A 24,123-nucleotide genomic window follows, 5' to 3' on the forward strand; every position below is an offset into this window, starting at 1 on the left:
GGGGAGGGGTGGTGCGGTGGGTGGTGCCGTGGCGGTCAGGCGTCCAGGCGTACGACCCTGACGGCGCCGGCCGGGACGGTGAGCTTCCCGTCGACCGGCGTACCGGCACCCGCCGGGGCGCCGCCCGCCGTACCGCCGAGCAGCTCGGTCCCGGAGCCGTCGAGCGGCACCTCGGCGTCCTCTGCGGAGTGGTTGAGGACGAAGACGTACTCCGTGCCCTCCCCGGCGCGGCGCACGACCTCCACGTCGCGCGGGAGCGCGGTGTGCGCGGCGCGCGCGGCGACGCCGGCGTCCTCGCAGGCGGCGGCCACGATCGCGTCGAGCGAGGCCGCGTCGAGCCGGGTGGAGACGTACCAGGCGGTGCCCCGGCCGAGCCGGTGCCGGGTGACCGCGGGCCCGCCGGCGGCCGGTCCGTCGGTGTACGTCCACACGGTCTCGGCCCCGCGCGGCCGGACGAACTCCGTCCACACGTCGCCGGTGAGCGCGGCGCCGTCCGGCCCCGCGATCCGTACGCGCTGGTCGTCGAGGAGCGGCGACCACTCCTCCACGGTGAGGCCGAGGACGTCCCGCAGGGCGCCCGGGTAGGCGCCGGGGTGCACGGCGTCGTGTTCGTCGACGATCCCGGAGAAGTACGAGACGACGAGCGTGCCGCCGTTCTCGACGTACTCGCGGAGGTTCTGCCCGGCGGCCTCGGTCATGAGGTAGAGCGCGGGCACGACGACCAGCGGGTAGCCCGACAGATCGGCCTCGGGGTGGGCGAAGTCGACCGTGAGGTGCCGGTCGTACAGGGTCTCGTAGAAGCTGTCGGCGCGCTCGCGGGCGTCGTGGGCCTCGTTCGGCCGCCACTCCAGGTTCTGCGCCCACCAGGAGTGCCAGTCCCAGAGCATGGCGACGTCCGGGACGGTCCGGGTGCCGCGTACCTCCGCGAGGGAGTCGAGGCCGGCCCCGAGGGCGACGACCTCGCGCCAGACCCGGGTGTCGCTGCCGCCGTGCGGGACCATCGCGGAGTGGAACTTCTCGGCGCCGCGCCGGGACTGGCGCCACTGGAAGAACATGGCGCCCTCGGAGCCGCGGGCGACGTGGGCGAGGGAGTTGCGGGCCATCTCCCCGGGGCGCTTGGCCGGGTTGCGGGCCTGCCAGTTCACACCGGACGTGGAGTGCTCGAGGAGCAGCCAGGGCGCGCCGCCGGCGACGGAGCGGGTGAGGTCGGCGGCCATGGCGAGGTTGACGTGGGTGCGGCGGCCGTCGGTCATCAGGTAGTGGTCGTTGGTGACGAGGTCGACCTCGCGGCCCCAGGCCCAGTAGTCGATCGAGTCGCACTGGCTGAGCGCGGTCATGAAGTTGGTGGTGACGGGGATGCCGGGGGCCAGTTCGTGCAGGATGTCCCGTTCCCTCCGGAAGTTCTCCCGGATGGTGGTGTCGGCGAAGCGCCGGTAGTCGAGCTGCTGGGCCGGGTTGCCGACGGTGGGGGTGACGCGCGGCGGGTCGATCTCCTCGTACGAGCCGTAGCGCTGCCCCCAGAAGGCGGTGCCCCAGGCCTCGTTCACGGCCTCCACCGAGCCGTGGGTCTCGTGGAGCCAGCGGCGGAAGTGGAGGGCGCAGTTGTCGCAGTAGCAGGCGCTGACGGGCACGCCGTACTCGTTGTGGACGTGCCAGAGCGCGAGCGCCGGGTGGCTGCCGTAGCGGCGGGCGAGTTCGGTGGTGATCCCGGCGGCGGCCGCACGGTAGGCGGACGAACTGTGGCAGATCGCCCCGCGTGAACCGTACGAGTAGCGCACGCCCTCGGCCGTGACGGGCAGCGCCTCCGGGTGGGCGCGGTAGAACCAGGCGGGCGGCGCCACGGTGGGCGTGCCCAGGTCGACCCGGATGCCGTGCGCGTGCAGCAGGTCGAGGAGCCGGTCGAGCCAGCCGAAGTCGTACCGGCCCCGCTCGGGCTCCAGGAGGGCCCAGGAGAAGATGCCGACGCTCACCATGGTGACGCCGGCCTCCCGCATGAGCCGAACGTCCTCCTGCCAGACGCTTTCCGGCCACTGTTCGGGGTTGTAGTCCCCGCCGAACGCGAGCCGGTGCAGGCCCTGGGGAGTGGTCTGCGACATGAGTCTCTCCTGAAGCATCGGAAGATGGAAGCTTTGTTGGATTGGGAACGTGCACACACCCGATCTCGATGTGACAACGCAACATAACCGCACACGAACAACCATTGACAAGTGTCCGGAACGTTTCTCTACTGTGAACGCTCACAGATGCATGGTCGGCCTCTCCGTCTGCGAGAGAGGCCCCTTTCGGTCAGGGAGAAGTACCCCATGCCCCACATCACGCGCCGCAGCCTCGCCGCCGCCACCGCCGTCCTCCTCGGCGTCACCGCACTCACCGCCTGCGGTTCCTCCGACTCCGGCGACGGGACGGGCGCCGGGTCCGGCCCGGTCTCGCTCACCTACTGGGCCTGGGCGCCCGGCATGGACAAGGTCGCGGCCCTCTGGAACGCCGAACACCCCGACATCCAGGTCACGGTGCAGAAGCAGGCCTCCGGAGACGACCTCGTCACCAAGATCATCACCGCCACGAAGGCCCGCAAGGGCCCCGACCTGGTCCAGGCCGAGTACCAGGCCCTGCCGACCCTGGTCAGCAACGACTCCCTCGCGGACATCGCCAAGGAGGTCCAGGGCGTCAAGGACAAGTTCGCCCCCGGCATCTGGCAGCAGACCACCTTCGGCGGCGAGGCCGTCTACGCGCTGCCGCAGGACTCCGGGCCGCTGATGTTCTTCTACCGCGAGGACCTCTTCAAGCAGTACGGCCTGACCGTCCCCACCACCTGGGACGAGTTCGCCGAGACCGCCCGGCAGTTGAAGCAGAAGGCCCCGAAGAAGTCCCTGACCACCTTCTCCGCCAACGACTCCGGCCTCTTCGCCGGCCTCTCCCAGCAGGCCGGCGCCACGTGGTGGACCTTCGAGGGCGACACCTGGAAGGTCGGCATCGACGACGCCGCCACCAAGAAGGTCACCGACTTCTGGGGCGGCCTGGTCGCCGAGGGCGCCGTCGACAACCAGCCGATGTACACCCCCGCCTGGAACAAGGCCCTCAACACCGGCGAGCAGATCGCCTGGGTCAGCGCCGTCTGGGCCCCCGGCACCCTCACCACCGCCGCCCCCGACACCAAGGGCAAGTGGGCCATGGCCCCGCTCCCGCAGTGGAACAAGGGCGAGAACGCCACCGGCAGCTGGGGCGGCTCCTCCACCGCCGTCACCACCGACTCGAAGCACAAGGCGGCCGCCGCACAGTTCGCCACCTGGCTGAACACCGACCCGAAGGCCCTCGCCGCCCTCGTCAAGGAGAGCGGCATCTACCCGGCGGCCACCGCCGCCCAGACCAGCGGAGCCCTCGCCAAGGCCCCCGACTACTTCGCCAACCAGCCCGACTTCTACACCCGCGCCGCCGAGATAGCGAAGACCACCGCGCCGGCCGCCTGGGGCCCCAACGTGAACGTCGCCTACACCTCGTTCAAGGACCAGTTCGGCAAGGCCGCCAAGGCCAGGAAGGGCTTCCCCGAGGCCCTCACCGCCATGCAGAACGCCACCGTCACGGACCTGGAGAAGCAGGGCTTCGAGGTCGCCAAGTGACGCAGCCCTCCCAGGGCGCGCGCCGGTCGTACGGGGTCAAGGCGGCCCCGTACGGCTTCCTCCTCCCCGCCGCCGTCCTCTTCGCCCTCTTCTTCGCCCTGCCCATCGGCTACGCGGTCTGGCTCAGCTTCCACAAGGTCGAGGTCAAGGGCCTCGGCCTCGGCAAGGGAGCCAAGTCCGAGGTCTGGGCCGGCCTGGAGAACTACGCCTCCGCCCTCGGTGACTCCGAACTCCTCGCGAGCGCCCTGCGCGTCCTCGGCTACGGCGCCATCGTCGTCCCCGTCATGCTCGGCCTCGCCCTCTTCTTCGCGCTCCTGCTCGACTCCGAGCGCGTCCGGGCCCGCTCCTTCGCCCGGCTCGCGATCTTCCTCCCGTACGCCGTCCCCGGCGTCATCGCGGCCGTCCTCTGGGGCTTCCTCTACCTCCCCGACGTCAGCCCCTTCCACTACCTCCTCGACAAGGCCGGCCTCCCGCAGCCCGACCTCATGACCGGCGGACCCCTCTACCTCGCGATGTCCAACATCGCGATCTGGGGCGGCACCGGCTTCAACATGATCGTCATCTACACCGCGCTGCGCTCCCTGCCCGTCGAGGTGTACGAGGCGGCCAAGCTCGACGGCTGCTCCGAGCTCCAGATCGCGCTCCGCATCAAGATCCCGATGGTGGTGCCCTCGCTGGTGCTCACCTTCTTCTTCTCGATCATCGCGACCCTCCAGGTCTTCAACGAGCCCACGACGCTCAAGCCGCTCACCAACGGCATCCCCTCCACCTGGAGCCCCCTCATGAAGGTCTACAGCGACGCCTTCACCGGCGGGAACATCCACGCGGCATCGGCCACCGCCGTCGTGCTCGCCCTCGCCACCTTCGCGCTCAGCTTCGCCCTCCTCAGGATCTCCAACCGCCGCACCACGCAAGGAACCACCCGATGACCGGGCTCGCCTCCCCGCCGCTGCGCAAGCCGGCCCCTGCCGCCGGGACCACCCCCGGCACCTCCCAGGGCCCCCCGCGCCCCCGCCGCACCGCCCTGCTGCCGACGGCCGCCCTCGTCCTGGGCGCCCTCTACTGCCTGCTGCCCGTCGCCTGGGTCCTCGTCGCCGCCACCAAGGCCGACGACGAGCTCTTCTCCACCTTCACGTTCCTCCCCGGCAGCGGCCTCGCCGACAACGTCGGCGAACTCACCGGATACCGCGACGGCATCTACTGGCGCTGGATGGCCAACTCGGTGTTCTACGCCGGCCTCGGCGGCATCCTGTCCACCGTGGTCTCCGCCTTCGCCGGCTACGCCCTCGCCGTCTACCGCTTCCGCGGCCGCGAGGCGTTCTTCAACATCATGCTCGCCGGCGTCCTCATGCCCCCCGTCATCCTCGCCATCCCGCAGTACCTGCTGATGGCCGAGGCCGACCTGACGGACACGTACGCCTCCGTCCTGCTGCCGCTGGTCCTCTCCCCGTACGGCGTCTACCTCGGCCGCATCTACGCCGAGGCCGCCATCCCCATGGAGCTCGTCGAGGCCGGCCGCATGGACGGCGCGGGCGAGTGGCGCATCTTCCTCCGGATCGCCGTGCCCATGATGGCCCCGGGCCTGGTGACGATCTTCCTCTTCCAGTTCGTCGCCATCTGGAACAACTTCCTGCTGCCGTTCATCATGCTCGGCGACGACGAGAAGTTCCCCATGACCGTGGGCCTGCTCACCCTCCTCAAGCAGGGCGCGAGTCAGCCCGCCCTCTACACCCTCGTCATCACGGGCGCGCTGCTCGCGATCGCGCCGCTCATCGCCCTGTTCCTCCTCATCCAGCGCTTCTGGAGCCTCGATCTGCTCTCCGGCGCCGTAAAGTCCTGAACCACAGGGGATCGAGGGGAAACACACAGCATGAGCACAGCAGCGGCACGGCGCCGCCCGGCGACCATCCACGACGTGGCCCGCGAGGCCGGAGTCTCGCGCGGCACCGTCTCCCGGGTCCTCAACGGCGGCCACTACGTCAGCCCGTCGGCCAAGGCCGCCGTCGACGCCGCGATCCGCAGAACGGGATACGTCGTCAACCGGCACGCCCGCTCGCTGATCACCGGCAAGTCCGACTCGGTGGCGTTCCTCCTGACCGAGCCGCAGGAGCGCTTCTTCGAGGACCCCAACTTCAACGTCCTGCTGCGGGCCTGCACCCAGGCACTCGCCGCCCAGGACATCCCGCTCCTCCTGATGATCGCGGGCACCGAGGACGAACGCCGCCGCAACCTCCGCTACATCGAGGCCGGCCACGTCGACGGCGTCCTGCTCGTCTCCAGCCACTCCGGCGATCCCGTGGTGGCCCGGCTGCACGAGGCCGGCGTGCCCGTCGTCGCCTGCGGCAAGCCGCTCGGCCAGACCGCCAAGATCGGCTACGTCGCCGCCGACGACCGTGACGGCGCCCGCGACATGGTGCGCCACCTGTACGCCTCCGGGCGGCGCCGCATCGCCACCGTCAGCGGCCCGCTCGACACCCCGGGCGGCGTCGAGCGCCTCGCCGGCTACCGCGAGACGCTCGCCGAGGTCGGACTGCCCGTCGACGAGACGCTCGTCGCCACCGGCGACTACAGCCGCGCCAGCGGCGAGGACGCGGCCGTCGCCCTCCTGGAGCGGGCCCCGGACATCGACGCGATCTTCGTCGCCTCCGACCTGATGGCCCAGGGCGTCCTCGACGCCCTGGCCCGCGCGGGCCGCCGGGTCCCCGAGGACATCGCGGTGGGCGGCTTCGACGACTCTCCCGCGGCCCTCTCGACCCGCCCGTCGCTCACCACCATCCGTCAGCCGTGGGACCGGATCAGCACCGAGATGGTACGGACGCTGCTGGCCCGGATAGCGGGCGAGGAACCGGCGGCGGTCATCCTGCCCACGGAGCTCGTCCGCCGGGAATCGGCGTGACACGACCCTGAGGAGGAGCGGTCGGTCCCCGTCGAGGGGACCGGCCGCTCCTTCGTCGGCCGTACGACCGCATCACCGGCCCCTCGGGGACGGTTCGAGCCGGGCGGCGGCCGCGTCCCAGGCGGCCCGGCCGACGGGGTCCGTCCGCGGTGCGTAGTGCCGCAGGGGCTGTGTCCCCGCGACGAGCCGACGCGTCGAGGGGAGGTCGCCGACGAGCCCGGCGGCCCGCGCCTGCGTGAGGACGTTCCCGAGCGCGGTGGCCTCGACCGGCCCGGCGACCACCGGCAGCCCGGTGGCGTCCGCCGTCCACTGGCACAGCAGCTCGTTACGGGCTCCGCCGCCCACCAGGTGCACCCGTGCGACGTCCCGGCCGGCCAGCTCGGCGGCCCGGCGCAGGGTGCGTCGGTGGGCGAGGGCCAGGCTCTCCAGGACGCAGCGGACGACCGCCCCCGGGTCGGCGGGTGCGCGCTGCCCGGTCCCGCGGCAGTGGGTCCGTATCCGCTCCGGCATGTCGCCCGGGGCCAGGAACTCCGGCGCGTCCGGGTCGACGAGCGCCGCGAACGGCTCCGCCCGCGCGGCCCGCGCGAGCAGCTCGGGCAGCTCGACGGACAGCCCCTGCCCCGCCCACGTCCGTCGGCACTCCTCCAGGAGCCACAGGCCCATGATGTTGCGCAGGAAGCGGACGGTGCCGTCGACCCCGCGCTCGTTGGTGAAGTTGGCCGCCCGGGACTCCTCGGTGAGCACCGGGGAATCCAGCTCGAGACCGGCGAGGGACCAGGTGCCGCACGAGAGGTAGGCGAAGTCCGGGGCGGTGGCCGGGACGGCGACGACCGCCGAGGCGGTGTCGTGCGAGGCGACCGTCGTCACCGGCGTTCCGGCCGCGAGACCGGTGAACTCGATGACGTGCGGCAGGAGTTCACCCGCTGGATCGCCCGGCGCGCGAAGCGGAGGCAGCAGGCCCGGGTCCATCCCGAGCCTGCCGAGCAGCTCCTCGGACCAGGTACCCGAGCGGGCGTCGAAGAGGCCCGTGGTGGAGGCGTTCGTCTCCTCGGCGCCGACGGTCCCGGTCAGCCAGTGGACCATCAGGTCCGGCATGAGCAAGAGCCTTCGTGCCGCCGAGAGTTGGGCGCTCCCGGCGGCCGAGGCGAGCTGGAAGACGGTGTTGAAGGGCAGGTGCTGGAGGCCGGTGATCCGGTAGAGGTCCGCCGCGTCGACCCGCTTCCCCACGGCCTCGGCCGCGCCGTCGGTGCGCGGGTCGCGGTAGTGGTACGGGTTGCCGAGGAGGGCGCCGTCCGCGTCGAGGAGCCCGTAGTCCACGGCCCAGGTGTCCACGCCGACGGAGTCGACACCACCCGCCCGGGCGGCCGCGCGCAGCCCGTCCAGGACACCCTGGAAGAGCGCGAGGGCGTCCCAGCGCAGCCCGTCGGGCAGCCGCACCGGGGTGTTGGGGAACCGGTGGGCCTCGGTGAGGTCGAGCCGGCCGGACCCGACCCGGCCCAGCATCACCCGCCCGCTGGTGGCCCCCAGGTCCGCCGCCGCGAAGACGCCCCGCGACCCGGTCACGGACCCGCTCATCGGAGGAACGCGGCCGCCACGCCCGCGTCCACCGGAACATGGAGACCGGTCGTGTGGCTGAGGTCGCCGCCGGTGAGCGCGAAGACCGCGTTGGCGACGTGCTCGGGCAGAACCTCCCTCTTCAGCAGGGTCCGCTGGGCGTAGAAGGAGCCCAACTCCTCTTCCGCGATGCCGTACGTGGCCGCTCGCTGGGCGCCCCAGCCGCCGGCGAAGATGCCCGAGCCGCGCACCACCCCGTCCGGGTTGACGCCGTTGACCCGGATCCCGTGCTCGCCCAACTCGGCTGCGAGCAGCCGCACCTGATGGGCCTGGTCGGCCTTCGTGGCGGAGTAGGCGATGTTGTTCGGCCCGGCGAAGACCGCGTTCTTGGAGGCGATGTAGACGATGTCGCCGCCCAGCCCCTGGGCCGTCATCACCCGCGCGGCCTCCCGGGAGACGAGGAACGAGCCCCGCGCCATGATGGCGTGCTGCACGTCCCAGTCCTTCGCCGTGGTGTCCAGGAGGGGCTTGGAGATCGAGATGCCCGCGTTGTTGACGACCAGGTCCACCCCGCCGAAGGCGAGCAGCGCCGCCCGGAAGGCCGCGCCGATCTGCTCCTCCGACGTGACGTCCACGGCGACGGCCACCGCCTTGTCAGGGCCGCCCAACTCCTCCGCGACCGAGGCCGCGTTCGCCGGGTCGAGGTCGGCGACCACCACGCAGGCGCCCTCGGCGACGAGCCGGTGCGCGATCGCCCGGCCGATGCCGCTGCCCGCGCCCGTCACGAGCGCCACCCGGGTCGCGAGCGGCCGCGGCTTCGGCATCCGCCGCAGCTTGGCCTCCTCCAGCTCCCAGTACTCGATGCGGAACTTCTCCGACTCCTCGATCGGTGCGTACGAGGACACCGCCTCGGCCCCGCGCATCACGTTGATCGCGTTGACGTAGAACTCGCCCGCCACCCGCGCCGTCTGCTTGTCGCGGCCGAAGGAGAACATGCCCACGCCGGGGACGAGCACGATCGCCGGGTCCGCACCCCGCATCGCGGGGGAGCCGGCGGTCGCGTGCCGCGCGTAGTACGCCGCGTACTCCTCGCGGTACGCGGTGTGCAGCTCCCGCAGCCGGGCGACCACCCGGTCGAGGGGCGCGTCGGCCGGCAGGTCGAGGACGAGCGGCCGGACCTTGGTCCGCAGGAAGTGGTCCGGGCAGGAGGTGCCGAGGGCGGCGAGCCGCGGGTGCCCGGCGCGGGCGAGGAAGTCGAGCACGGCCTCGGAGTCGGTGAAGTGCCCGACCTGCGGAAGGTCCTGGGAGGCGAGCCCCCGGACGTACGGGGCGAGCGCGGCGGCCCGCTCCCGCCGCTCGGCCTCGGGCAGCGGCGCGTACCCGTCGACGACCGGCCCGAAGGGCTCCGGGCGGCCCCGCTCGACGAGGAAGGCCTCGGCGGTGCGGATGATGCGCAGCGCGTTGCGCTCGCACTCCTCCGAGGTCTCGCCCCAGGCGGTGATCCCGTGGCCGCCGAGGACGCAGCCGATCGCCGCCGGGTTGGCCGCCTTCACGGCGGCGATGTCCAGGCCCAGCTGGAAGCCGGGGCGCCGCCACGGCACCCAGACCACGGTGTCGCCGAAGCAGTCGGCCGTCAGCTTCTCCCCGTCGGCGGCGCAGGCGAGCGCGATCCCCGCGTCCGGGTGGAGGTGGTCGACGTGCGCCGCGGGCACCAGGCCGTGCATCGCGGTGTCGATGGACGGGGCCGCGCCCCCCTTCCCGTACAGACAGTGGTCGAAGGCCGCGACCATCTCGTCCTCGCGGTCGACGCCCGGGTAGACGTCGACGAGGGCGCGCAGCCGGTCGAGGCGGAGCACCGCGAGCCCGTCCTCGGTGAGCGTGCCCAGGTCGCCGCCGGAGCCCTTGACCCACATGAGGTCGGTCGGGGTCCCGGTCACGGGGTCGGTGACGGAGCCCTTCGCGGAGGCGTTGCCGCCGGCGTAGTTGGTGGTGCGGGGATCGGAGCCGAGCCGGTGAGCCCGCTCGACGAGGGAGCTGACGACGGGGTGTGTGGCCGGGGTCATGGGGTCTTCTTTCGGGCAGGAGGCGAAGGGATGTCGAGGGGGGTCACGCGCCCCAGCCGGCCTGGTCGCCGCCGACGCGCTCGCCGGCGATCCGCTCCTGTCGCCCGGAGCGGAGGTAGGCGGCGACCGGGTCCGGGTCGAGGCCCCGCTCCTCGCGCAGCGCGCGCAGCAGGGGCCGTACGTCGGTGTCGTACGCGTCCATCAGGACGGCGTTGGCGGCGAGGACGTCCCCGGCCCGCTGGGCCGCGGCGAGGGCGTCGGCGTCGACGAGCAGAGCCTTGGCGGTGGCCTCCTGGACGTTGGCGACCGAGCGGATCACCGCGGGGACCTTCGCCTCGACGTTGTGGCACTGGTCGAGCATGAAGGCGACGTTCGTGGCGGGCTCCAGGCCGCCGTTCCCGACGACCTCGCGCATGATCCGGAAGAGCTGGAAGGGGTCGGCGGCGCCGGCCATCAGGTCGTCGTCCGCGTAGAAGCGCGAGTTGAAGTCGAAGCCCCCGAGCCTCCCTTCCCGGAGCAGCAGGGCCACGATGAACTCGATGTTGGTGCCGGGCGCGTGGTGGCCGGTGTCCACGACCACCTGGGCCTTCGGACCCAGCTTGAGGCAGTGCGCGTACGCGGTGCCCCAGTCCGGCACGTCGGTCGTGTAGAAGGCCGGCTCGAAGAACTTGTACTCCAGGAGCATCCGCTGCCCCTCGCCGAGCCGCTCGTAGACCTCGGCCAGGGACTCCGCGAGCCGCCCCTGACGGGCGGTGACGTCGTCCTGCCCGGGGTAGTTCGTGCCGTCGGCGAACCACAGCTTCAGATCGGCCGAGCCGGTCGCGTCCATGATGTCGACGCAGTCGAGCAGGTGGTCCACGGCCCTGCGGCGTACGGCGGCGTCCGGGTGGCAGACGCTGCCCAGCCGGTAGCTGTCGTCCTGGAAGGTGTTGGAGTTGATCGCGCCCAGTTCGAGGCCGCGCTCCTTCGCGTACGCGGCGAGGGCGGCGTAGTCGTCGACCCGGTCCCAGGGGATGTGCAGCGCCACCTTGGGGGCGACGCCCGTGAACGCGTGGACCTGCGCCGCGTCGTCGAGCTTCTCGTACGGGGTCCGGGGCACGCCCGGCTGCGCGAAGACCTTGAACCGGGTCCCGGAGTTGCCGTAGCCCCAGGAGGGCGTCTCGATCCGCTGGGCGGCGAGTGCGGCCTTCACGGCAGCGATGTCGGGCATGTCCACCTCGGAGTCGTCGTGAGCTGTGAAATGAATCGATTCATTACATCGGGGAAGCTAGCCACCACGCTGGAGGTCGTCAAGACTCTTGACCGTGATCATGCCGACGCCCTAGCGTCCTGCTGCACGGAAATGAAACATTTCAGTCGATCGGAGGGGCCGGATGACACCGCACACGCAGCGGGTCTGCTTCCTGCTGAAGGTCCGGGCCGAGCGGATCGAGGAGTACCGGGAACGGCACCGGCACGTCTGGGCCGACATGCTCGCCGCGCTCACCGCGGCCGGCTGGCACAACTACTCCCTCTTCCTGCGCGAGGACGGGCTGCTCGTCGGCTACCTGGAGACCCCGGACTTCGACCGGGCGCGCGCCGCGATGGAGACCGCCGAGGTGAACGCCCGGTGGCAGGCGGAGATGGCGGAGTTCTTCGAGGAGCTGGACGGGCAGGCGCCCGACGCGGCCATGCGCCCGCTGACCGAGGTCTTCCACCTCGTATGACGCGGCGCGCGGGGGAGCCGGGGCGGCCAGGTGCGGCGCCGGTCGGCGCCGACCGGCCGCATAGGATGAAACACGGGGCGGAAGCCCACCCGGACCGGGTGGCGGCAGGGGCAGGACGGACCAGGTGGGACGGATGACGGACACCGCGCGGACGGTCGGGAACGTCGGCATCAAGGACGTGGCACGCGAGGCGGGCGTCTCCGTCGGCACCGTCTCCAACGTGATCAACCAGCCGGACCGGGTCTCGCCCGCGACGCTCCAGCACGTACGGCGGGTCATCGCCCGCCTCGGCTACGTCCGCAGCGAGTCCGCCCGCCAGCTCCGCGCCGGCCGCAGCCGGATCATGGCCCTGCTCGTGCTCGACATGGGCAACCCCTTCTTCGTCGACATCGCCCGCGGCGCCGAACGCACCGCCCGCGCCGCCGGCCTCGGCGTCATGGTCTGCAACAGCGACCAGAACGCGGGCGACGAGGCCGACTACCTCTCCCTCTTCGCCGAACAGCGCGTCCGCGGCGTCCTCGTCACCCCCGCCGACCCCAGCGGGGCGAACCTGCGCGAGTTCCGCCGCCACGGCATCCCGTACGTACTCGTCGACCGGGTCGCGGGCGAAGGCGCGGGCTGCTCGGTCTCCGTCGACGACGTCGTCGGCGGCTCCCTCGCGATCCGCCACCTCACGGCGGCGGGACACCGCTCCTTCGCCTACGTCAGCGGCCCGCCCCACCTCCAGCAGATCCGCGACCGCCGCGAGGGCGCCCTCCTCGCCCTCGCCGAGGCCGGGCTGCCCGCCGCGGCCCTCCAGGAACTCCCGGCCGAGCGGCTCGACGTGGCCTCGGGGCGCGACGCGGGCGCCCGGCTCCTCGGCCTCCCCGACCGCCCGACCGCCGTCTTCTGCGCCAACGACCTCCTGGCCCTCGGAGTCCTCCAGTCGCTGTACGCGGCCGGGGTCCGGGTCCCGGACGACATGGCCATCGTCGGCTACGACGACATCGAGTTCGCGGCGGCCGCGACCGTACCCCTGACCTCCGTACGACAGCCGGCGCTCACGCTCGGGGCCAGGGCCGCCGAGCTCCTCCTGGAGGAGACCGGGGAGCGGGCGGACGAGCACCGACACGAACACGTGGTGCTCCAGCCCGAGTTGGTCGTACGCCGCTCCACCCTGGCCGGACGCTGACCCGCCCGCCCGGGTTCTGTAGGGTCGGCTGTTCGACGATCAAGGGGGGAATCCCATGTTCACGTCCTCGAAGCCGGGCGCGGTGGTCGTAGCCGTCGCCCTGGCCGTACTGAGCGTTGCCTGTGGCACGTCCGACAAGAACGACGCGGGTGCCACGAACGCGCCGGTCGGCACGACGGCCCCGGCGGACCCGGCCGCCACCACCACGGACGCGGGCGGGGCCGGCGCGCCGGACACCACCACGGACCCCACGCCGGACGCCACGTCCGACACCACGCCGGATACCACGACGGACGCCACGCCCCCGTCCGACGCCACCCCGGACGCCTCCGGGGGGCCCACCGAGCCGGTCGAGAAGGTCCGCGACGCCTTCGCCACGCTCCAGGCGACCCTGTACGAATCGTGCACCCCGGACAACTGCGCCTACTTCCTCGGGCGGGTCTACGACGAACTCCAGGGTCTGGACCGGGCCATGAAGGAGGACCCGAAGGGCCCGGGCCACTTCCCCGAGCCGATCGCCCTGATCGCGAAGCTCAACGGGGAGCTCGACGGCGACCGTTCCTTCGAGAACCTGAAGAAGCACCAGAGCCTCCTGGTCGGCACCCGCGACAAGATCAACACATGGATGCAGGGCCACCCCGACGACTACCGCTGACGCGCCGCCGGTCGCGGACTCCGCGACCGGCCACCCTGCGTCTGAACGGCGCCACGCGCCTGCCCCACACGGGCGCGTCCGGCCCCGTCAGCGGAGTGTTCGCCGGAATGCCGGCGGCCTTCCGGACATAGTGCGGGCCATGACTCGCACCTCCACCCGAACGCGCCCGGGTCCTCGCTCGGGCGCCCGCAGGGCCCTCCTCTGCGCCGCCCTCCTCGCCCTCACGGTCCAGACGACGGCCGCCGCACCCGTGCTCGCGGACGAGCCGGGCGGGCGTGACGGCCGTGGCGGCCACGGAGCACGTGACTGCGTGCGGACCGAGGGCCCGCTCGACGAGCGGGCCCGCCGGGTCCTGGCCCTCGCCCGTCAGGCCAAGAAGGACCTCCGGCTGAAGTCCGTACAGCTGCGGGTCACCGTCGACGGACGCGAGGTCGTCACCGACGCCCTCGGCGAGTCCATGACCGGCGTCCGGGCCCGGCCGGACATGCACTTCCGCGCCGGCTCCGTCGCCTTCGCCCACATCGGCACCGCCCTCCTCCAGCTCGTCGAGGAGAGGAGGGTCCGCCTCGACGACACCGTGGAGCGCTGGCTGCCCGAGCTGCCCAAGGCCGACCGGATCACCCTGCGGATGCTGGCCACCAACACCACCGGACTCCACGACTACGTCACCGACCCGGACTTCCTGGCCGAACTGCAGGCCCACCCCTTCCGGTCGTGGACCCCCCGGGACCTCGTCGGCTACCCCCTGCGCCACTCGTTCTGGTACGAGCCGGGCACCAACTGGAGCTACTCCCACGCCAACTACGTCCTCCTGATCGCCGCGCTGGAGAAGATCACCGGCGTCCCGATCGACGTGTTCGTACGGGAACGGGTCACGGGTCCGCTCGGTCTCCACGACACCCGCAACGGCTTCACCCCCGAGATCCCGCACCCCGCCCTCCACGCCTTCACCTCCGACCGCGGCCTCTACGAGGAGTCCACCTTCTGGAACCCCTCCTGGACCACCGCACCCGGCGCCGTCATCACCACCCACATCTGCGACCTGGCCCGATCGGCCGAGGCCGTCGGCAGCGGCGAACTCCTCTCGCCCCGCTCCTACCGCACCCTGCTCGACCCGGGCACGGTCGGCCTCGGCGGCGCGACCGAGAAGTGCCCCGCCTCCGTCTGCCTCCCGCAGACCGAGGCCAAGCACTTCGGCTTCGGCGTCATCGTGATCAACGGCTGGGTGCTCCAGAACCCGTCGTTCTCGGGGTACGCGGCGATCCAGGCGTACCTCCCCGCCGAGCGGCTCGCCATCGCGGTCTCGGCGACCAAGACCGCGACGACGCCCGAAGGCAACATGGCGCAGCGGGTCGCGGAACGCATCGCGGCCGAACTGGCCCCCGGCACGCCCCTGGCCATCGGCTGACCTCCCACCTGGCGGCGTCACGGTCACCGCACGGGTGTCAGGTGAGCGAAAGGGACGACTAGGCTCTCGCTCACCATGAATCAGCCCACGGAACCCAAGGCCGACAAGTCGGGAGTGCGCCGGCACAACCTGAGCCTCGTCCTGCGGACCGTCCACGAGGCGGGCGAGACGACCCGGGCCGCGGTCGCGGGCCGGGTGGGGCTCACCCGGCCCGCCGTCTCCTCGCTCGTCGAGCAACTCCTCGACCTCGGCTTCCTCGTCGAGTCGGGCAAGACGTTCAGCGGCCAGGCGGGGCGCCCCGGCACCGTGCTGAAGCCCGCGGACACCGGCCCCGCCGGGCTCGGCGTCGAGATCAACATCGACTACGTGACGGTCTGCGTCGTCGACCTGACCGGCACCGACCGCGTCCGGCGCACCGAGCGCCTCGACAACCGGGCGCCCACCGCCGCAGAGGTCCTCGACCGGGCCGCCCGCATCACCGCGGAGGCCCTCGACGAGGCCGCCGAACGGGGCCTCGACCCGGCCGGAGCGGGGCTCGCGCTCCCCGGACTCGTCACCGGCGGGACCGTCCGGCAGGCCCCCAACCTCGGGTGGTACGACGTCGCCGCCGAGCGGCTCTTCGGCGAGGCCCTGGCCGCGCGGCGCCCCGGCGCCGGCGGACCGGCCGGCCTCGCCCTGACCTCCGACAACGAGGCCAACATGGCGGCCCTCGCCGAGCTGTGGTCCGGCACCCTCGGGGACCTGCGGACCTTCCTGCACCTGACGGGCGAGATCGGGGTCGGCGGCGCGATCGTCGTCCACGGTGAACTCCTGCGCGGTGCGCACGGTTTCGCCGGCGAGATCGGTCACGTGGTCGTCGACGCCGAGGGGCCCCGCTGCCGCTGCGGATCCCGGGGCTGCCTGGAGCAGTACGCGGGCCAGGCGGCGCTGCTCGGGGCGGCCGGGGCCTCCGACGTGGCGGAGCTCGTACATCTGGCCGAGACGGGCGAACCCCGCGCCCTCGCCGCGCTCGCCGAGGCGGGCCGGATGCTCGGCCGCGCCCTGTCGGCCGCCGTGAACCTCCTCGACCCCGAGGCCGTGGTCCTCGGCGGCATCTTCCCGCGCCTGATGCCCTGGCTGGCGCCGGCCATGGCCGAGGAGCTCGCCGGCCGTGTCGTCTCCGGCCTCTGGACCCCGGACGCCGCCCGACTCCGCCCGGCCTCCCCGGCCACCGACGCCGCACGCGGTGCGGCGGACCTCGTCCTCCACGACGTGCTGGCCGACCCCCTGGCCTACGCGGGCACGGGCACGCGTACCTGAGGCTCGGACCTGAGACCGGCGCCTGAAGCCCGCGCCTGAGACCTGCACCTGAGGGCCTCGCCCGAGCCTCGTACCGGGGGCCCGTCCCCGACGTCCGGTGTCCCGTCCGTCGAGGTGAGGGCCGTGTGACGGGCTCTCATCCCGCTCTCACGCGGGCCTTATCCCGCCATCACCTGACGGCCCTAGCTTCGCGCCATGTTCTTCACCTACCTCCGGCGCGAGCTGCGCCGTCGCAGAAAGGCGGCGCTCGTCGTCGCCTCCGGGCTCGCGCTCGGGATCGCGCTGGTCATCGTCGTCAACTCCGTCTCCTCCGGCATGAAGGTCGCCCAGGGCAAGGTCCTGGAGTCCCTGTACGGCCTCGGCACGGACCTGACGGTGACCAAGGCTCAGGAGCAGCCGCAGCAGGGCGGGCAGCCGCAGCGGCCCCGGTTCGAGTTCCAGGGCCGGGAGGACGGCGCGGAGCAGCAGAGCAGCGACCGGCTGATGGTCCAGGGCTTCCAGACCCTCGCGGACTCCACCGTCGCCACGGTCGCGAAGCAGCAGGGGGTCGACCGGGCCGTGGGCGGTCTGAGCCTCGTCAACCTGAAGATCGACGGCGAGTTCACCCGCGGCCGGATCGAGCGCGGCGAGTCCCAGCCGGCCCAGCCCGCCCAGCCGGGCGGCGGCACGGGCGGCACCGGCGGCACCGGCGGCGGATCCGGCCCCGGCGACACGGTCACCGGCGGCGGCGCCGCCTTCGACGTCGACTCCTTCACGCTCTACGGCACCGACGTCACCGCCCCCGACCTCGGCCCCCTCACCACCTCCACCATCTCCAAGGGCCGCACCTTCAAGACCACCGAGACCGACGCGAAGGTCGTCGTCCTCGACAGCGCCTACGCCCAGCAGGAGGGTCTCGCCGTCGGCGGGAAGCTGACGGTCAAGGGCGTGGCGTTCGAGATCGTCGGCATCGCCACCGCCGACAGCGGACAGTCCGCCGCCCAGGTCTACCTGCCCCTGAAGCAGGCGCAGACGCTCTCCGCCTCCGCGGGCAAGATCACCACGATCTATGTGAAGGCGACCGACTCGACGAAGATCGACACGGTCAAGGCCGGCATCCGGAAGAACGTCACCGGCACCACCGTCACCACCTCGGCCGACCTCGCGCAGACCGTCTCCGGCTCCCTGGACACCGCCGCGAACCTCGCCTCCACGATGGGCACGTGGCTCTCGTACGCGGTGCTCATCGCCGCCGTCCTCGTCGCCGGCCTGCTCACCTCCTCGGCCGTCGGCCGCCGGGTCCGCGAGTTCGGCACGCTCAAGGCGCTCGGCTGGACCAGTGGCCGGGTCACCCGCCAGGTCGTCGGAGAGGCCCTCGTCAACGGCGTCGTCGGCGGCGCCCTCGGCATCGCGGTCGGCCTCGCCGGAGCGTACGCCGTGACCGCCGTCAGCCCGACCCTCACCGCCGAACTCGGCGCGAGCGTCGGAGGCTTCGGCGGTCGCGGCGGCGGCATGGTCCTCGGCGGGGGAGCGGGCGGCCCCGGCGGAGCCCGTACGGCCGTCGGCAAGACCGTCGACATCGCCCTCACCGCCCCGGTCGGCCTCACCACCGTCGGCCTCGCCGTGCTCCTCGCGCTCGGCGGCGGGCTCGTCGCGGGCGGCTTCGGCGCGTGGCGCGCTTCGCGGCTGCGCCCCGCCGACGCGCTGCGCCGCGTCGAGTAGCCGCCCGCCCGCACCGCACCACCACACACAGGAGTCGCACCATGTACGAACTCATCGGCGTCACCAAGCAGTACCGGCGCGGCCGGACGAGAGTCGACGCCCTCGCCGGGGTCGACCTCACCATCGGGCAGGGGGACCGGCTGGTCATCCAGGGCCCCACGGGCGGCGGCAAGTCGACCCTGCTCCAGATGCTCGGCGGCCTCGACCGCCCCACCTCCGGCAGCGTCCTCCTCGACGGCACCGACCTGGCGAAGCTCTCGGAGGGCCGTCTGACGGCCGTACGCGGCCAGAACATCGGCTTCGTCTTCCAGAGCTTCAACCTCATCCCCACCCTCACCGCCCTGGAGAACGTGGAGACCGCGCTCGTCCCGCTCGGCGTCAAGGCCGCCGAGCGCCGGAACCGGGCCGGCGAGGCCCTGGAGTCGGTCGGGCTCGGCGAGCGCCTCGGGCACCTGCCGTCCGAGCTCTCCGGCGGCCAGCAGCAGCGCGTGGCCATCGCCCGGGCGCTGGTGAAGCGGCCGAAGGTGCTGCTCGCCGACGAACCCACCGGCAACCTCGACGAGTCGATGCGCGACGAGATCGTCGACCTGCTCGAAGGGCTCTGCGAGGAGCACGGGCTGACCTTCGTCATGGTCACCCACGACAGCGCCGTCGCCCGCCGCGCGCCCCGGCTGGCCACGATCCGCAAGGGCCGGATCAGCGTGAAGGAGAACCGCCCGGTCGGCTGAGACGGGGATCACTCCACCGTAACGATGTTCGGTAATGCCGAACACCGTTACGGTGGCCGGGCATCAGGAGTCCGGAGTCAGGAGCCGCCCATGTTCACCTTCACCTCCCAGGACGGCATCGCCCTCCACGTCCACGAGTGGCACCCCGAGGGGGAGGCGAGGGGCGTCGTCCAGATCGCGCACGGCATGGGCGAGCACGCCGCCCGCTACGCCCCGCTCGCCGAGCACCTCACCGGCCTCGGCTTCGCCGTCTACGCCGGCGACCACCGCGGCCACGGCCTGTCCATGCACGCCGGCCCGGGCCACTTCGGCGAGAACGGCTGGAACCTCCTCGTCGAGGACATCGCCGCCCTCACCCGGATCGCCCGGGACCGCCACCCCGGGGCGCCGGTGATCCTCCTGGGCCACAGCATGGGCTCCTTCGCCGCCCAGCAGTACCTGCTCGACCACGCCGCCCTCGTCGACGGCGTCGCCCTCTCCGGCACGACGGCCGTGGACGGGCTCCTCACCGGACTGGCGGAGGCCGCCCGGCAGGCCGCCGAGTCGGGTGACGAGGGCGGCGACGTGTTCGACGCCTTCAACGCCGCCTTCGCGCCCAACCGTACGGACGCGGACTGGCTCAGCCGCGACGAGAAGCAGGTCGACGCCTACCTCGCCGACCCGCTCTGCGGCTTCGCCGCCGACGACCAGGGCATGGCCGACATGGGGGCCTCCGCCGGCCGGCTCGCCGCCCCTCAGGGCATCCCCGCCGACCTGCCGGTCCTCGTCCTCGTCGGCGACCACGACCCGCTCAACGCGCGCCTCGCCCTCTCCGACCTGCTCGTCGCCCGCTACCGCGAGGCCGGGCTCACCGACCTCACGTACCGCAGCTACGAGGGCGCCCGCCACGAGATCCTCAACGAGACCAACCGGGACGAGGTCGTCGCCGACCTCACCGTCTGGATCGACCGCGTGGCGGGCTGAACGCCCTTCCCTACACGCGCACGCCGTGGCCGCGCAGATAGGCCAGCGGGTTGATGTCCGAGCCGAAGTACGGCGTGGTGCGCACCTCGAAATGGAGGTGCGCACCCGTCACCCGGCCCGTCGCCCCCGACCGCGCGATCCGTTGTCCGGCCGACACGCTCTGCCCGGGGGAGACGTCGATCCGGGAGAGATGCGCGTACTGCGTGTACCGGCCGTCGGGGTGACGGATCACCACCTCGTATCCGTACGAGCGGCCGTACCCGGCCGTCACCACCCGGCCGGGGCCGACCGAGCGGACCGTGGTGCCCGTCGGCACCGCGAAGTCCTGGCCCGTGTGGTAGCCCCTCGACCAGGAACCGGGCTGCCCGTAGTACCCCGTGAAGACGTACGAGGAGACCGGAACCGTCCAGCCGCGTGAGGAGGGCGGGGTCGGCGACGTCGGACCGGTCGGCTTCGAGGTGTTCCCCGAGGTACCCGTCCGCTGCTCGTACTTCGCCTTGTGGCTGGTCCAGTACCAGTGGCCGCGGTACTTGTACCAGTAGACGCGGTCCTGGGGGTCCCAGCCCTGCCGCCCCCGGAAGACCGGCTCCCCGGTACGGCCCCCGCCTGCCGCGGTCAGCTGACCACCGCTGCCGGACGTGCTGCCGGTCGTACCGGCGCCGCTCGTGCGCTGGACGTACGTGGAGTGTCGGCTGGTCCAGCGCCACTCGCCCGCCGCGTTCTTGAACCAGTAGCGCGAGCCGTCCCAGCCGGCGTGGGCCGGGGCGGGCTCGGCGCGTGCCGTTCCGGCGCCGGCCCCCGTCAGGGCGACCGCGCCCACGGTCGCGACGACCGCGAGGCGCACCCCGTGCAGGGCCGTACCGCAGCGGCCGGCGCCCAGGTCACGGATCCGGGCGGCGGCGTCCGCGCAGCCCGCGCAGGCGCAGTCCGCAGGTATCTCGTCGGTGAACTCGGGGGCGCCCAGCTCGGGGACGCAGAGTTCGGCTTCGGTGAATCCGGTTGCGGTGTATCGGGGTGCGGTGAATCCGGGGGCGGTGAATTCGGGGGTGTCCACGATCCTCGTCACTCCTGGTTCCGGGGGGCCGGTCCGCCACGCCGGGTGTAGAAGGCCACGGTCAAGTCCTTGACCAGGGCCTGGCGTTCGAAGTCGTCGAGGTCGACGAGCCCGCGTGTGGTCAGCCGCGTCACGGTGTCGTCCACGGCGTCGACGACGCCGGTCAGGACGGAGTCCCGGTGCTTGGCGTCCAGCGCGGCGATCTGCCGCCGCTGCATCGCGGCGGCGACCTCGGGGGCGTACTCGATACGGGTCGGCTGGACCGAGAAGACGGCGATGCCGACCGGTCGGCACTCGGCCGCCAGCAGGCGGGTGAGGGCGTCGCCGACGGCCTCGGTGTCCCGCAGCGTCGGCGCGTCGCCGAGGAAGGCGTCCGCGGGCAGTTGGGAGAGCACCCGCGCGGCGGCCGCCTCCACCTGCTCACGCAGATAGCCGAGATGGTCGTCCACGGCGAAGAGCGCGCGGGCGGTGTCCCGGACCGACCACACCACCAGCACCACCACGCGCAGCGCCGAACCCTCGGCGTCGACGACGGCGATCGGCTCGCTGCGCCAGTGCCGCAGCCTGACGTCGAGCCGGCGGCGCAGGACGAAGGGACTGATCCAGCAGAGGCCGGTGCGTCGTACGGTGCCCCGGTAGCGCCCGAAGAGCGAGAGCACCCAGGCGGAGCCGGTGCGTCCACGGGTCAGGCCGCCGAAGGCGACGACCGCGACGACGGCGCAGGCGGTGACGACGGCCCATTGCCAGAGCGGGAGCTGAACGCCGGTCAGGGGGCGGGCCCGCCACAGCGTCGCCCCCGCCCCGGCGAGGGCGGCCAGTCCGGTGAGCACGGCGAGCCAGCCCGGGACGGCGGGTCCGAGGCGCTCGACGAGGTCGGGATCGGAGGGCGGCGGGGGCCGGTCGACGGTGATCGCCCGCGCCGCGGTCTGCGGGGACGCGGTGAACCGCGGGGGCGGTGCGGACGACCGTACGGACGACACGGGCGGCGGCGAAGGCACGGACGCCGGCGAAGGCACGGACGCCGGCGAAGGCACGGACGGCAGCGAGGGGGCGGACGGCAGCGAGGGTGCGGACGGTGCCGAGCGCGTCGGCACGGAGCGTGTCGGCCTGGAGATCCGTCCCGACTCCTCCGTCTGCGCGGCCTGTTCGGCGCGGTCTGTCGTCTCGGGCCGGTCGTCCGGTACGGGCAGGGTGGCGGTCGGCCGTGCGGGGTCCGACCTGAAGAGGTCGTCCATCGGTATGCCGTCGGGGTGTCGGCGTAGGCGGACGGGCAGGGGCCGCTTCTGTGGCTCGGTCATGAGGCCCTTCCGGCCGTCGAGGGGGTGACGGCGCGTCGGATGATCATCAAAGAACATCGTCACAGGGGTGAATGTCCGAAATGCCACGACGAAAGTCCCGAATGTCGGGGACTTTAGTCCCTTGGCCAAGGCCTCGCGGCGAGCTGATGTCCGAGGTGGCCCCTACCGTTCTCACCATGACGACGACGAGCGGTGGGGGAACGTTCGAGGCGGCGACGGGCGACGGCCCGCCGCTGCCCGAGGCCGAGGCCGAGCGGCGTGCCCGGGAGGTCCGTACGGCCCTCGAAGGGCTGCTCCAGATCAGACGGCTGACGAACGGTCGGGTCGGCGACCCGAGAGCGCTGCCCGCCGACTGGGAGCGCGGCCGGCCGGTCCGCGCCGTGGCTCTCGTCCTGGAGGCCGGCGGACTCGCGCCCTCGTCCCTGGACACCACGGGCACGCGGACCGGCACCGGCTACCGGGTCCGGTCGGGGGACCGGCCGGGCACCGCCGTGGTGGAGTGGCTGGGCCCGCCGGGTTCGGGCGCCGCCCAGGAGGAGGCCACGGCGCTCACCGCGTGCGTCTCCGCGCTGGCACGGCTTGGCTGGGAGGCGCTCCTCTACCGGGGTCCACGCGGGCGCCGCTTCCTCGAGGTGGAGCCCTTCACGCACTGAGCACGCGGACCGACGGGCGGCCGCGTGCTCAGAGGGCTTCGGAATGCCGTGCTCGGGGGAGCGACGGCTCAGGCGATCGAGGCGGAGACGATCGCCGAGACCGCGAGGTTGCAGGAGGCGGTCACCCAGACCGCCGGGTGCGGCTCGGGGTCGACGAGGGTGGCGCCGAGCCTGCCGGGCGTGACCAGGTCCACGACGAGGAAGGCGACCGCCATCATCGCGAGGCCGAGCAGCCCGAACGCGGCGGTGGAGACGAGGCCCTTGCCGAAGTTGTCGTACGTCGTCCAGATCGACGTGAAGACGATGCCGCCGATGCCGAGGAGCGCGGAGCTCAGCAGGATCGAGGCGTTGCGGTTGCGCTCCTCCCAGATCTGCCGGCCGAGCTTCCCCGGCGTCAGCAGGTCCACGAGCACGATGCCGAGGATCAGCAGGACCACGCCGAGGGCGCCGTAGGCCCCGGCCCGGCCGAGGCCGTTGACGATGTCGCTCATGGGATGCCGACTCCGGAAGGTTGCGATCACGGGGGATCGGTGGTCAAGGACCGGCAAAATGTAGCGCACAGGTCAAGCGCGCCCGCCGCCCGCCCGGGAATCGGGCGGACGGCGGGCGAAGGGCGGGGCGGGGGCAGGGGCGGCGGGCGGTCCCGGCAGGCGCCCGGGCTGACCGGTGCCGGGCGCCCGCGTGACCGGTCAGGCGCCCGGAGGGAGGTCCTTGGCGCGCGAGCGGATCATGAAGGCCGTGATGACCTCGACCGCGCCGATCGCGATCAGCCAGATACCGGCGAGGACGGTGAGCACCTCCGCCGACTCCAGCGGCGCCACGATCAGGACCACACCGGCGATCGCGCTGACGATGCCGAGGAAGATCTGCCAGCCGCGTGCCGGCATCGCGGCGTCGGAGGCCGCGGCCACCGTCTGCGTGATGCCGCGGAAGAGCCAGCCGATGCCGATCCAGAGCGCGAGGAGCAGGGTCGACTGCATCGCGCCCCGGAAGCAGAACAGGCCGAGGAGGATCGACAGCGCTCCGCTGATGAACGCCATGACCCGCAGCGCGGTGGTCGCGTGCGTACCGAAGGCGGCGACCAGCTGCATGATGCCGCTGAAGAGCAGGTAGAGGCCGAAGAGCACGCCGGCCACGCGCAGGGAGGCGTCCGGCCAGGCGAGCACCATGATGCCCAGGACCACCGCGGCGAGGCCGGCGATGAGCAGCGCCTGCCAGGCGGCGCCCGCCAGCGCGGCGAGCGGCCCGGGTGGTACGTCCGGCTGTGGGGGTCTGCCGTGAGTCTGTGTCATGGAAGGTTCGCGTCCTTTCCGTTCGGGTTCATCGATCGCCTCGGGTCCGCCGTCCGCGGTGAGCC

21 protein-coding genes are annotated in these 24,123 nt (G+C 72.7%); 13 read left to right on the forward strand and 8 right to left on the reverse strand.

Annotation, left to right across the window (positions count from 1 at the left end):
• Window positions 1-35: 35 nt before the first annotated feature.
• Window positions 36-2,096: a beta-galactosidase gene (locus OG580_RS31560; RefSeq protein ID WP_267047054.1), complete on the reverse strand. Its 2,061-nt coding sequence runs from the start codon at window positions 2,094-2,096 to the stop codon at window positions 36-38.
• Between the two features lie 207 nt (window positions 2,097-2,303).
• Between OG580_RS31560 and OG580_RS31565 the strand changes: the two genes are divergently transcribed.
• The 4 genes from OG580_RS31565 to OG580_RS31580 are packed head-to-tail and all read left to right on the forward strand — an operon-like array spanning window position 2,304 to window position 6,513.
• Window positions 2,304-3,617, forward strand: coding sequence for an ABC transporter substrate-binding protein (locus tag OG580_RS31565; protein ID WP_267047055.1), 1,314 nt, complete (start codon window positions 2,304-2,306; stop codon window positions 3,615-3,617).
• Window positions 3,614-4,546 (forward strand): carbohydrate ABC transporter permease, encoded by a 933-nt coding sequence (locus tag OG580_RS31570; protein WP_267047056.1) that lies wholly within the window; start codon window positions 3,614-3,616, stop codon window positions 4,544-4,546. Before OG580_RS31565 ends, OG580_RS31570 begins: the two co-directional genes overlap by 4 nt.
• Complete coding sequence (locus OG580_RS31575) at window positions 4,543-5,457, forward strand: carbohydrate ABC transporter permease (protein WP_267047057.1); 915 nt, start codon at window positions 4,543-4,545, stop codon at window positions 5,455-5,457. Before OG580_RS31570 ends, OG580_RS31575 begins: the two co-directional genes overlap by 4 nt.
• Before the next feature lie 30 nt (window positions 5,458-5,487).
• Window positions 5,488-6,513: a LacI family DNA-binding transcriptional regulator gene (locus OG580_RS31580; protein ID WP_267047058.1), complete on the forward strand. Its 1,026-nt coding sequence runs from the start codon at window positions 5,488-5,490 to the stop codon at window positions 6,511-6,513.
• A 72-nt stretch (window positions 6,514-6,585) separates the two neighbouring features.
• Here OG580_RS31580 and OG580_RS31585 read toward each other — a convergent pair whose 3' ends face one another.
• The 3 genes from OG580_RS31585 to rhaI form a co-directional block, all read right to left on the reverse strand.
• Entirely contained in the window at window positions 6,586-8,016 is a 1,431-nt protein-coding gene (locus OG580_RS31585; protein ID WP_267048199.1) for a rhamnulokinase family protein, read from the reverse strand.
• Between the two features lie 68 nt (window positions 8,017-8,084).
• On the reverse strand, window positions 8,085-10,130 hold the full coding sequence (locus OG580_RS31590) for a bifunctional aldolase/short-chain dehydrogenase (protein WP_267047059.1): 2,046 nt from the start codon (window positions 10,128-10,130) through the stop codon (window positions 8,085-8,087).
• A 43-nt stretch (window positions 10,131-10,173) separates the two neighbouring features.
• Window positions 10,174-11,340, reverse strand: a complete 1,167-nt coding sequence (gene rhaI, locus OG580_RS31595) for an L-rhamnose isomerase (RefSeq protein ID WP_267047060.1) — start codon at window positions 11,338-11,340, stop codon at window positions 10,174-10,176.
• 163 nt (window positions 11,341-11,503) lie between these two features.
• Between rhaI and OG580_RS31600 the strand changes: the two genes are divergently transcribed.
• The 8 genes from OG580_RS31600 to OG580_RS31635 all read left to right on the forward strand — a co-directional run bounded on the left by OG580_RS31600 (window position 11,504) and on the right by OG580_RS31635 (window position 19,761).
• Complete coding sequence (locus tag OG580_RS31600) at window positions 11,504-11,836, forward strand: L-rhamnose mutarotase (protein WP_267047061.1); 333 nt, start codon at window positions 11,504-11,506, stop codon at window positions 11,834-11,836.
• A 133-nt stretch (window positions 11,837-11,969) separates the two neighbouring features.
• Window positions 11,970-13,007, forward strand: a complete 1,038-nt coding sequence (locus OG580_RS31605; protein ID WP_267047062.1) for a LacI family DNA-binding transcriptional regulator — start codon at window positions 11,970-11,972, stop codon at window positions 13,005-13,007.
• Window positions 13,008-13,062: 55 nt separating this feature from the next.
• The gene (locus OG580_RS31610; RefSeq protein WP_267047063.1) at window positions 13,063-13,662 is read left to right on the forward strand and encodes a hypothetical protein; all 600 of its coding nucleotides are present in this window, start codon (window positions 13,063-13,065) and stop codon (window positions 13,660-13,662) included.
• 139 nt (window positions 13,663-13,801) lie between these two features.
• Window positions 13,802-15,070, forward strand: coding sequence for a serine hydrolase (locus OG580_RS31615; RefSeq protein WP_267047064.1), 1,269 nt, complete (start codon window positions 13,802-13,804; stop codon window positions 15,068-15,070).
• Window positions 15,071-15,145: 75 nt separating this feature from the next.
• Entirely contained in the window at window positions 15,146-16,369 is a 1,224-nt protein-coding gene (locus tag OG580_RS31620; RefSeq protein ID WP_267047065.1) for an ROK family protein, read from the forward strand.
• Between the two features lie 195 nt (window positions 16,370-16,564).
• Window positions 16,565-18,070: an ABC transporter permease gene (locus OG580_RS31625; RefSeq protein WP_267047066.1), complete on the forward strand. Its 1,506-nt coding sequence runs from the start codon at window positions 16,565-16,567 to the stop codon at window positions 18,068-18,070.
• Window positions 18,071-18,111: 41 nt separating this feature from the next.
• Window positions 18,112-18,798 carry an ABC transporter ATP-binding protein gene (locus tag OG580_RS31630; RefSeq protein ID WP_267047067.1) on the forward strand — a complete coding sequence of 229 codons (687 nt, stop codon included), beginning with the start codon at window positions 18,112-18,114 and terminating at the stop codon, window positions 18,796-18,798.
• Between the two features lie 90 nt (window positions 18,799-18,888).
• Window positions 18,889-19,761 carry an alpha/beta hydrolase gene (locus tag OG580_RS31635; RefSeq protein ID WP_267047068.1) on the forward strand — a complete coding sequence of 291 codons (873 nt, stop codon included), beginning with the start codon at window positions 18,889-18,891 and terminating at the stop codon, window positions 19,759-19,761.
• A 10-nt stretch (window positions 19,762-19,771) separates the two neighbouring features.
• Here the strand turns inward: OG580_RS31635 and OG580_RS36200 are convergent, their stop codons facing one another.
• Together OG580_RS36200 and OG580_RS31645 are read right to left on the reverse strand one after the other, a co-directional pair.
• Window positions 19,772-20,815 carry a M23 family metallopeptidase gene (locus tag OG580_RS36200; RefSeq protein WP_323182636.1) on the reverse strand — a complete coding sequence of 348 codons (1,044 nt, stop codon included), beginning with the start codon at window positions 20,813-20,815 and terminating at the stop codon, window positions 19,772-19,774.
• A gap of 8 nt (window positions 20,816-20,823) precedes the next feature.
• Window positions 20,824-22,113, reverse strand: coding sequence for an SPFH domain-containing protein (locus tag OG580_RS31645; protein ID WP_323182637.1), 1,290 nt, complete (start codon window positions 22,111-22,113; stop codon window positions 20,824-20,826).
• Window positions 22,114-22,289: 176 nt separating this feature from the next.
• On the opposite strand from OG580_RS31645, the gene OG580_RS31650 reads away from it, so the two are divergent.
• Entirely contained in the window at window positions 22,290-22,766 is a 477-nt protein-coding gene (locus tag OG580_RS31650) for a hypothetical protein (RefSeq protein ID WP_267047069.1), read from the forward strand.
• A gap of 68 nt (window positions 22,767-22,834) precedes the next feature.
• On the opposite strand, the gene OG580_RS31655 is transcribed toward OG580_RS31650, so the two are convergent.
• Entirely contained in the window at window positions 22,835-23,257 is a 423-nt protein-coding gene (locus OG580_RS31655) for a DUF350 domain-containing protein (protein ID WP_267047070.1), read from the reverse strand.
• Window positions 23,258-23,455: 198 nt separating this feature from the next.
• Window positions 23,456-24,058: an HdeD family acid-resistance protein gene (locus OG580_RS31660; RefSeq protein WP_267047071.1), complete on the reverse strand. Its 603-nt coding sequence runs from the start codon at window positions 24,056-24,058 to the stop codon at window positions 23,456-23,458.
• Window positions 24,059-24,123 lie beyond the last annotated feature (65 nt).

Origin of the sequence: Streptomyces sp. NBC_00094 (assembly GCF_026343125.1) — a bacterium.
Classification (GTDB): Bacteria; Actinomycetota; Actinomycetes; order Streptomycetales; family Streptomycetaceae; genus Streptomyces.

Excerpts from the sequence above, each read along its gene's own strand:
- OG580_RS31630 (WP_267047067.1), top strand. The coding sequence starts at position 18,112 with ATGTACGAACTCATCGGCGTCACCAAGCAGTACCGGCGCGGCCGGACG.
- OG580_RS31575 (WP_267047057.1), top strand. The coding sequence starts at position 4,543 with ATGACCGGGCTCGCCTCCCCGCCGCTGCGCAAGCCGGCCCCTGCCGCC.
- OG580_RS31655 (WP_267047070.1), bottom strand. The coding sequence starts at position 23,257 with ATGAGCGACATCGTCAACGGCCTCGGCCGGGCCGGGGCCTACGGCGCC.
- OG580_RS31660 (WP_267047071.1), bottom strand. The coding sequence starts at position 24,058 with ATGACACAGACTCACGGCAGACCCCCACAGCCGGACGTACCACCCGGG.
- OG580_RS31635 (WP_267047068.1), top strand. The coding sequence starts at position 18,889 with ATGTTCACCTTCACCTCCCAGGACGGCATCGCCCTCCACGTCCACGAG.
- OG580_RS31565 (WP_267047055.1), top strand. The coding sequence starts at position 2,304 with ATGCCCCACATCACGCGCCGCAGCCTCGCCGCCGCCACCGCCGTCCTC.
- OG580_RS31625 (WP_267047066.1), top strand. The coding sequence starts at position 16,565 with ATGTTCTTCACCTACCTCCGGCGCGAGCTGCGCCGTCGCAGAAAGGCG.
- OG580_RS31615 (WP_267047064.1), top strand. The coding sequence starts at position 13,802 with ATGACTCGCACCTCCACCCGAACGCGCCCGGGTCCTCGCTCGGGCGCC.
- OG580_RS31585 (WP_267048199.1), bottom strand. The coding sequence starts at position 8,016 with ATGCTGGGCCGGGTCGGGTCCGGCCGGCTCGACCTCACCGAGGCCCAC.
- OG580_RS31645 (WP_323182637.1), bottom strand. The coding sequence starts at position 22,113 with ATGACCGAGCCACAGAAGCGGCCCCTGCCCGTCCGCCTACGCCGACAC.
- rhaI (WP_267047060.1), bottom strand. The coding sequence starts at position 11,340 with ATGCCCGACATCGCTGCCGTGAAGGCCGCACTCGCCGCCCAGCGGATC.
- OG580_RS31560 (WP_267047054.1), bottom strand. The coding sequence starts at position 2,096 with ATGTCGCAGACCACTCCCCAGGGCCTGCACCGGCTCGCGTTCGGCGGG.
- OG580_RS31650 (WP_267047069.1), top strand. The coding sequence starts at position 22,290 with ATGACGACGACGAGCGGTGGGGGAACGTTCGAGGCGGCGACGGGCGAC.
- OG580_RS31590 (WP_267047059.1), bottom strand. The coding sequence starts at position 10,130 with ATGACCCCGGCCACACACCCCGTCGTCAGCTCCCTCGTCGAGCGGGCT.
- OG580_RS31605 (WP_267047062.1), top strand. The coding sequence starts at position 11,970 with ATGACGGACACCGCGCGGACGGTCGGGAACGTCGGCATCAAGGACGTG.
- OG580_RS31620 (WP_267047065.1), top strand. The coding sequence starts at position 15,146 with ATGAATCAGCCCACGGAACCCAAGGCCGACAAGTCGGGAGTGCGCCGG.
- OG580_RS31610 (WP_267047063.1), top strand. The coding sequence starts at position 13,063 with ATGTTCACGTCCTCGAAGCCGGGCGCGGTGGTCGTAGCCGTCGCCCTG.
- OG580_RS31600 (WP_267047061.1), top strand. The coding sequence starts at position 11,504 with ATGACACCGCACACGCAGCGGGTCTGCTTCCTGCTGAAGGTCCGGGCC.
- OG580_RS31580 (WP_267047058.1), top strand. The coding sequence starts at position 5,488 with ATGAGCACAGCAGCGGCACGGCGCCGCCCGGCGACCATCCACGACGTG.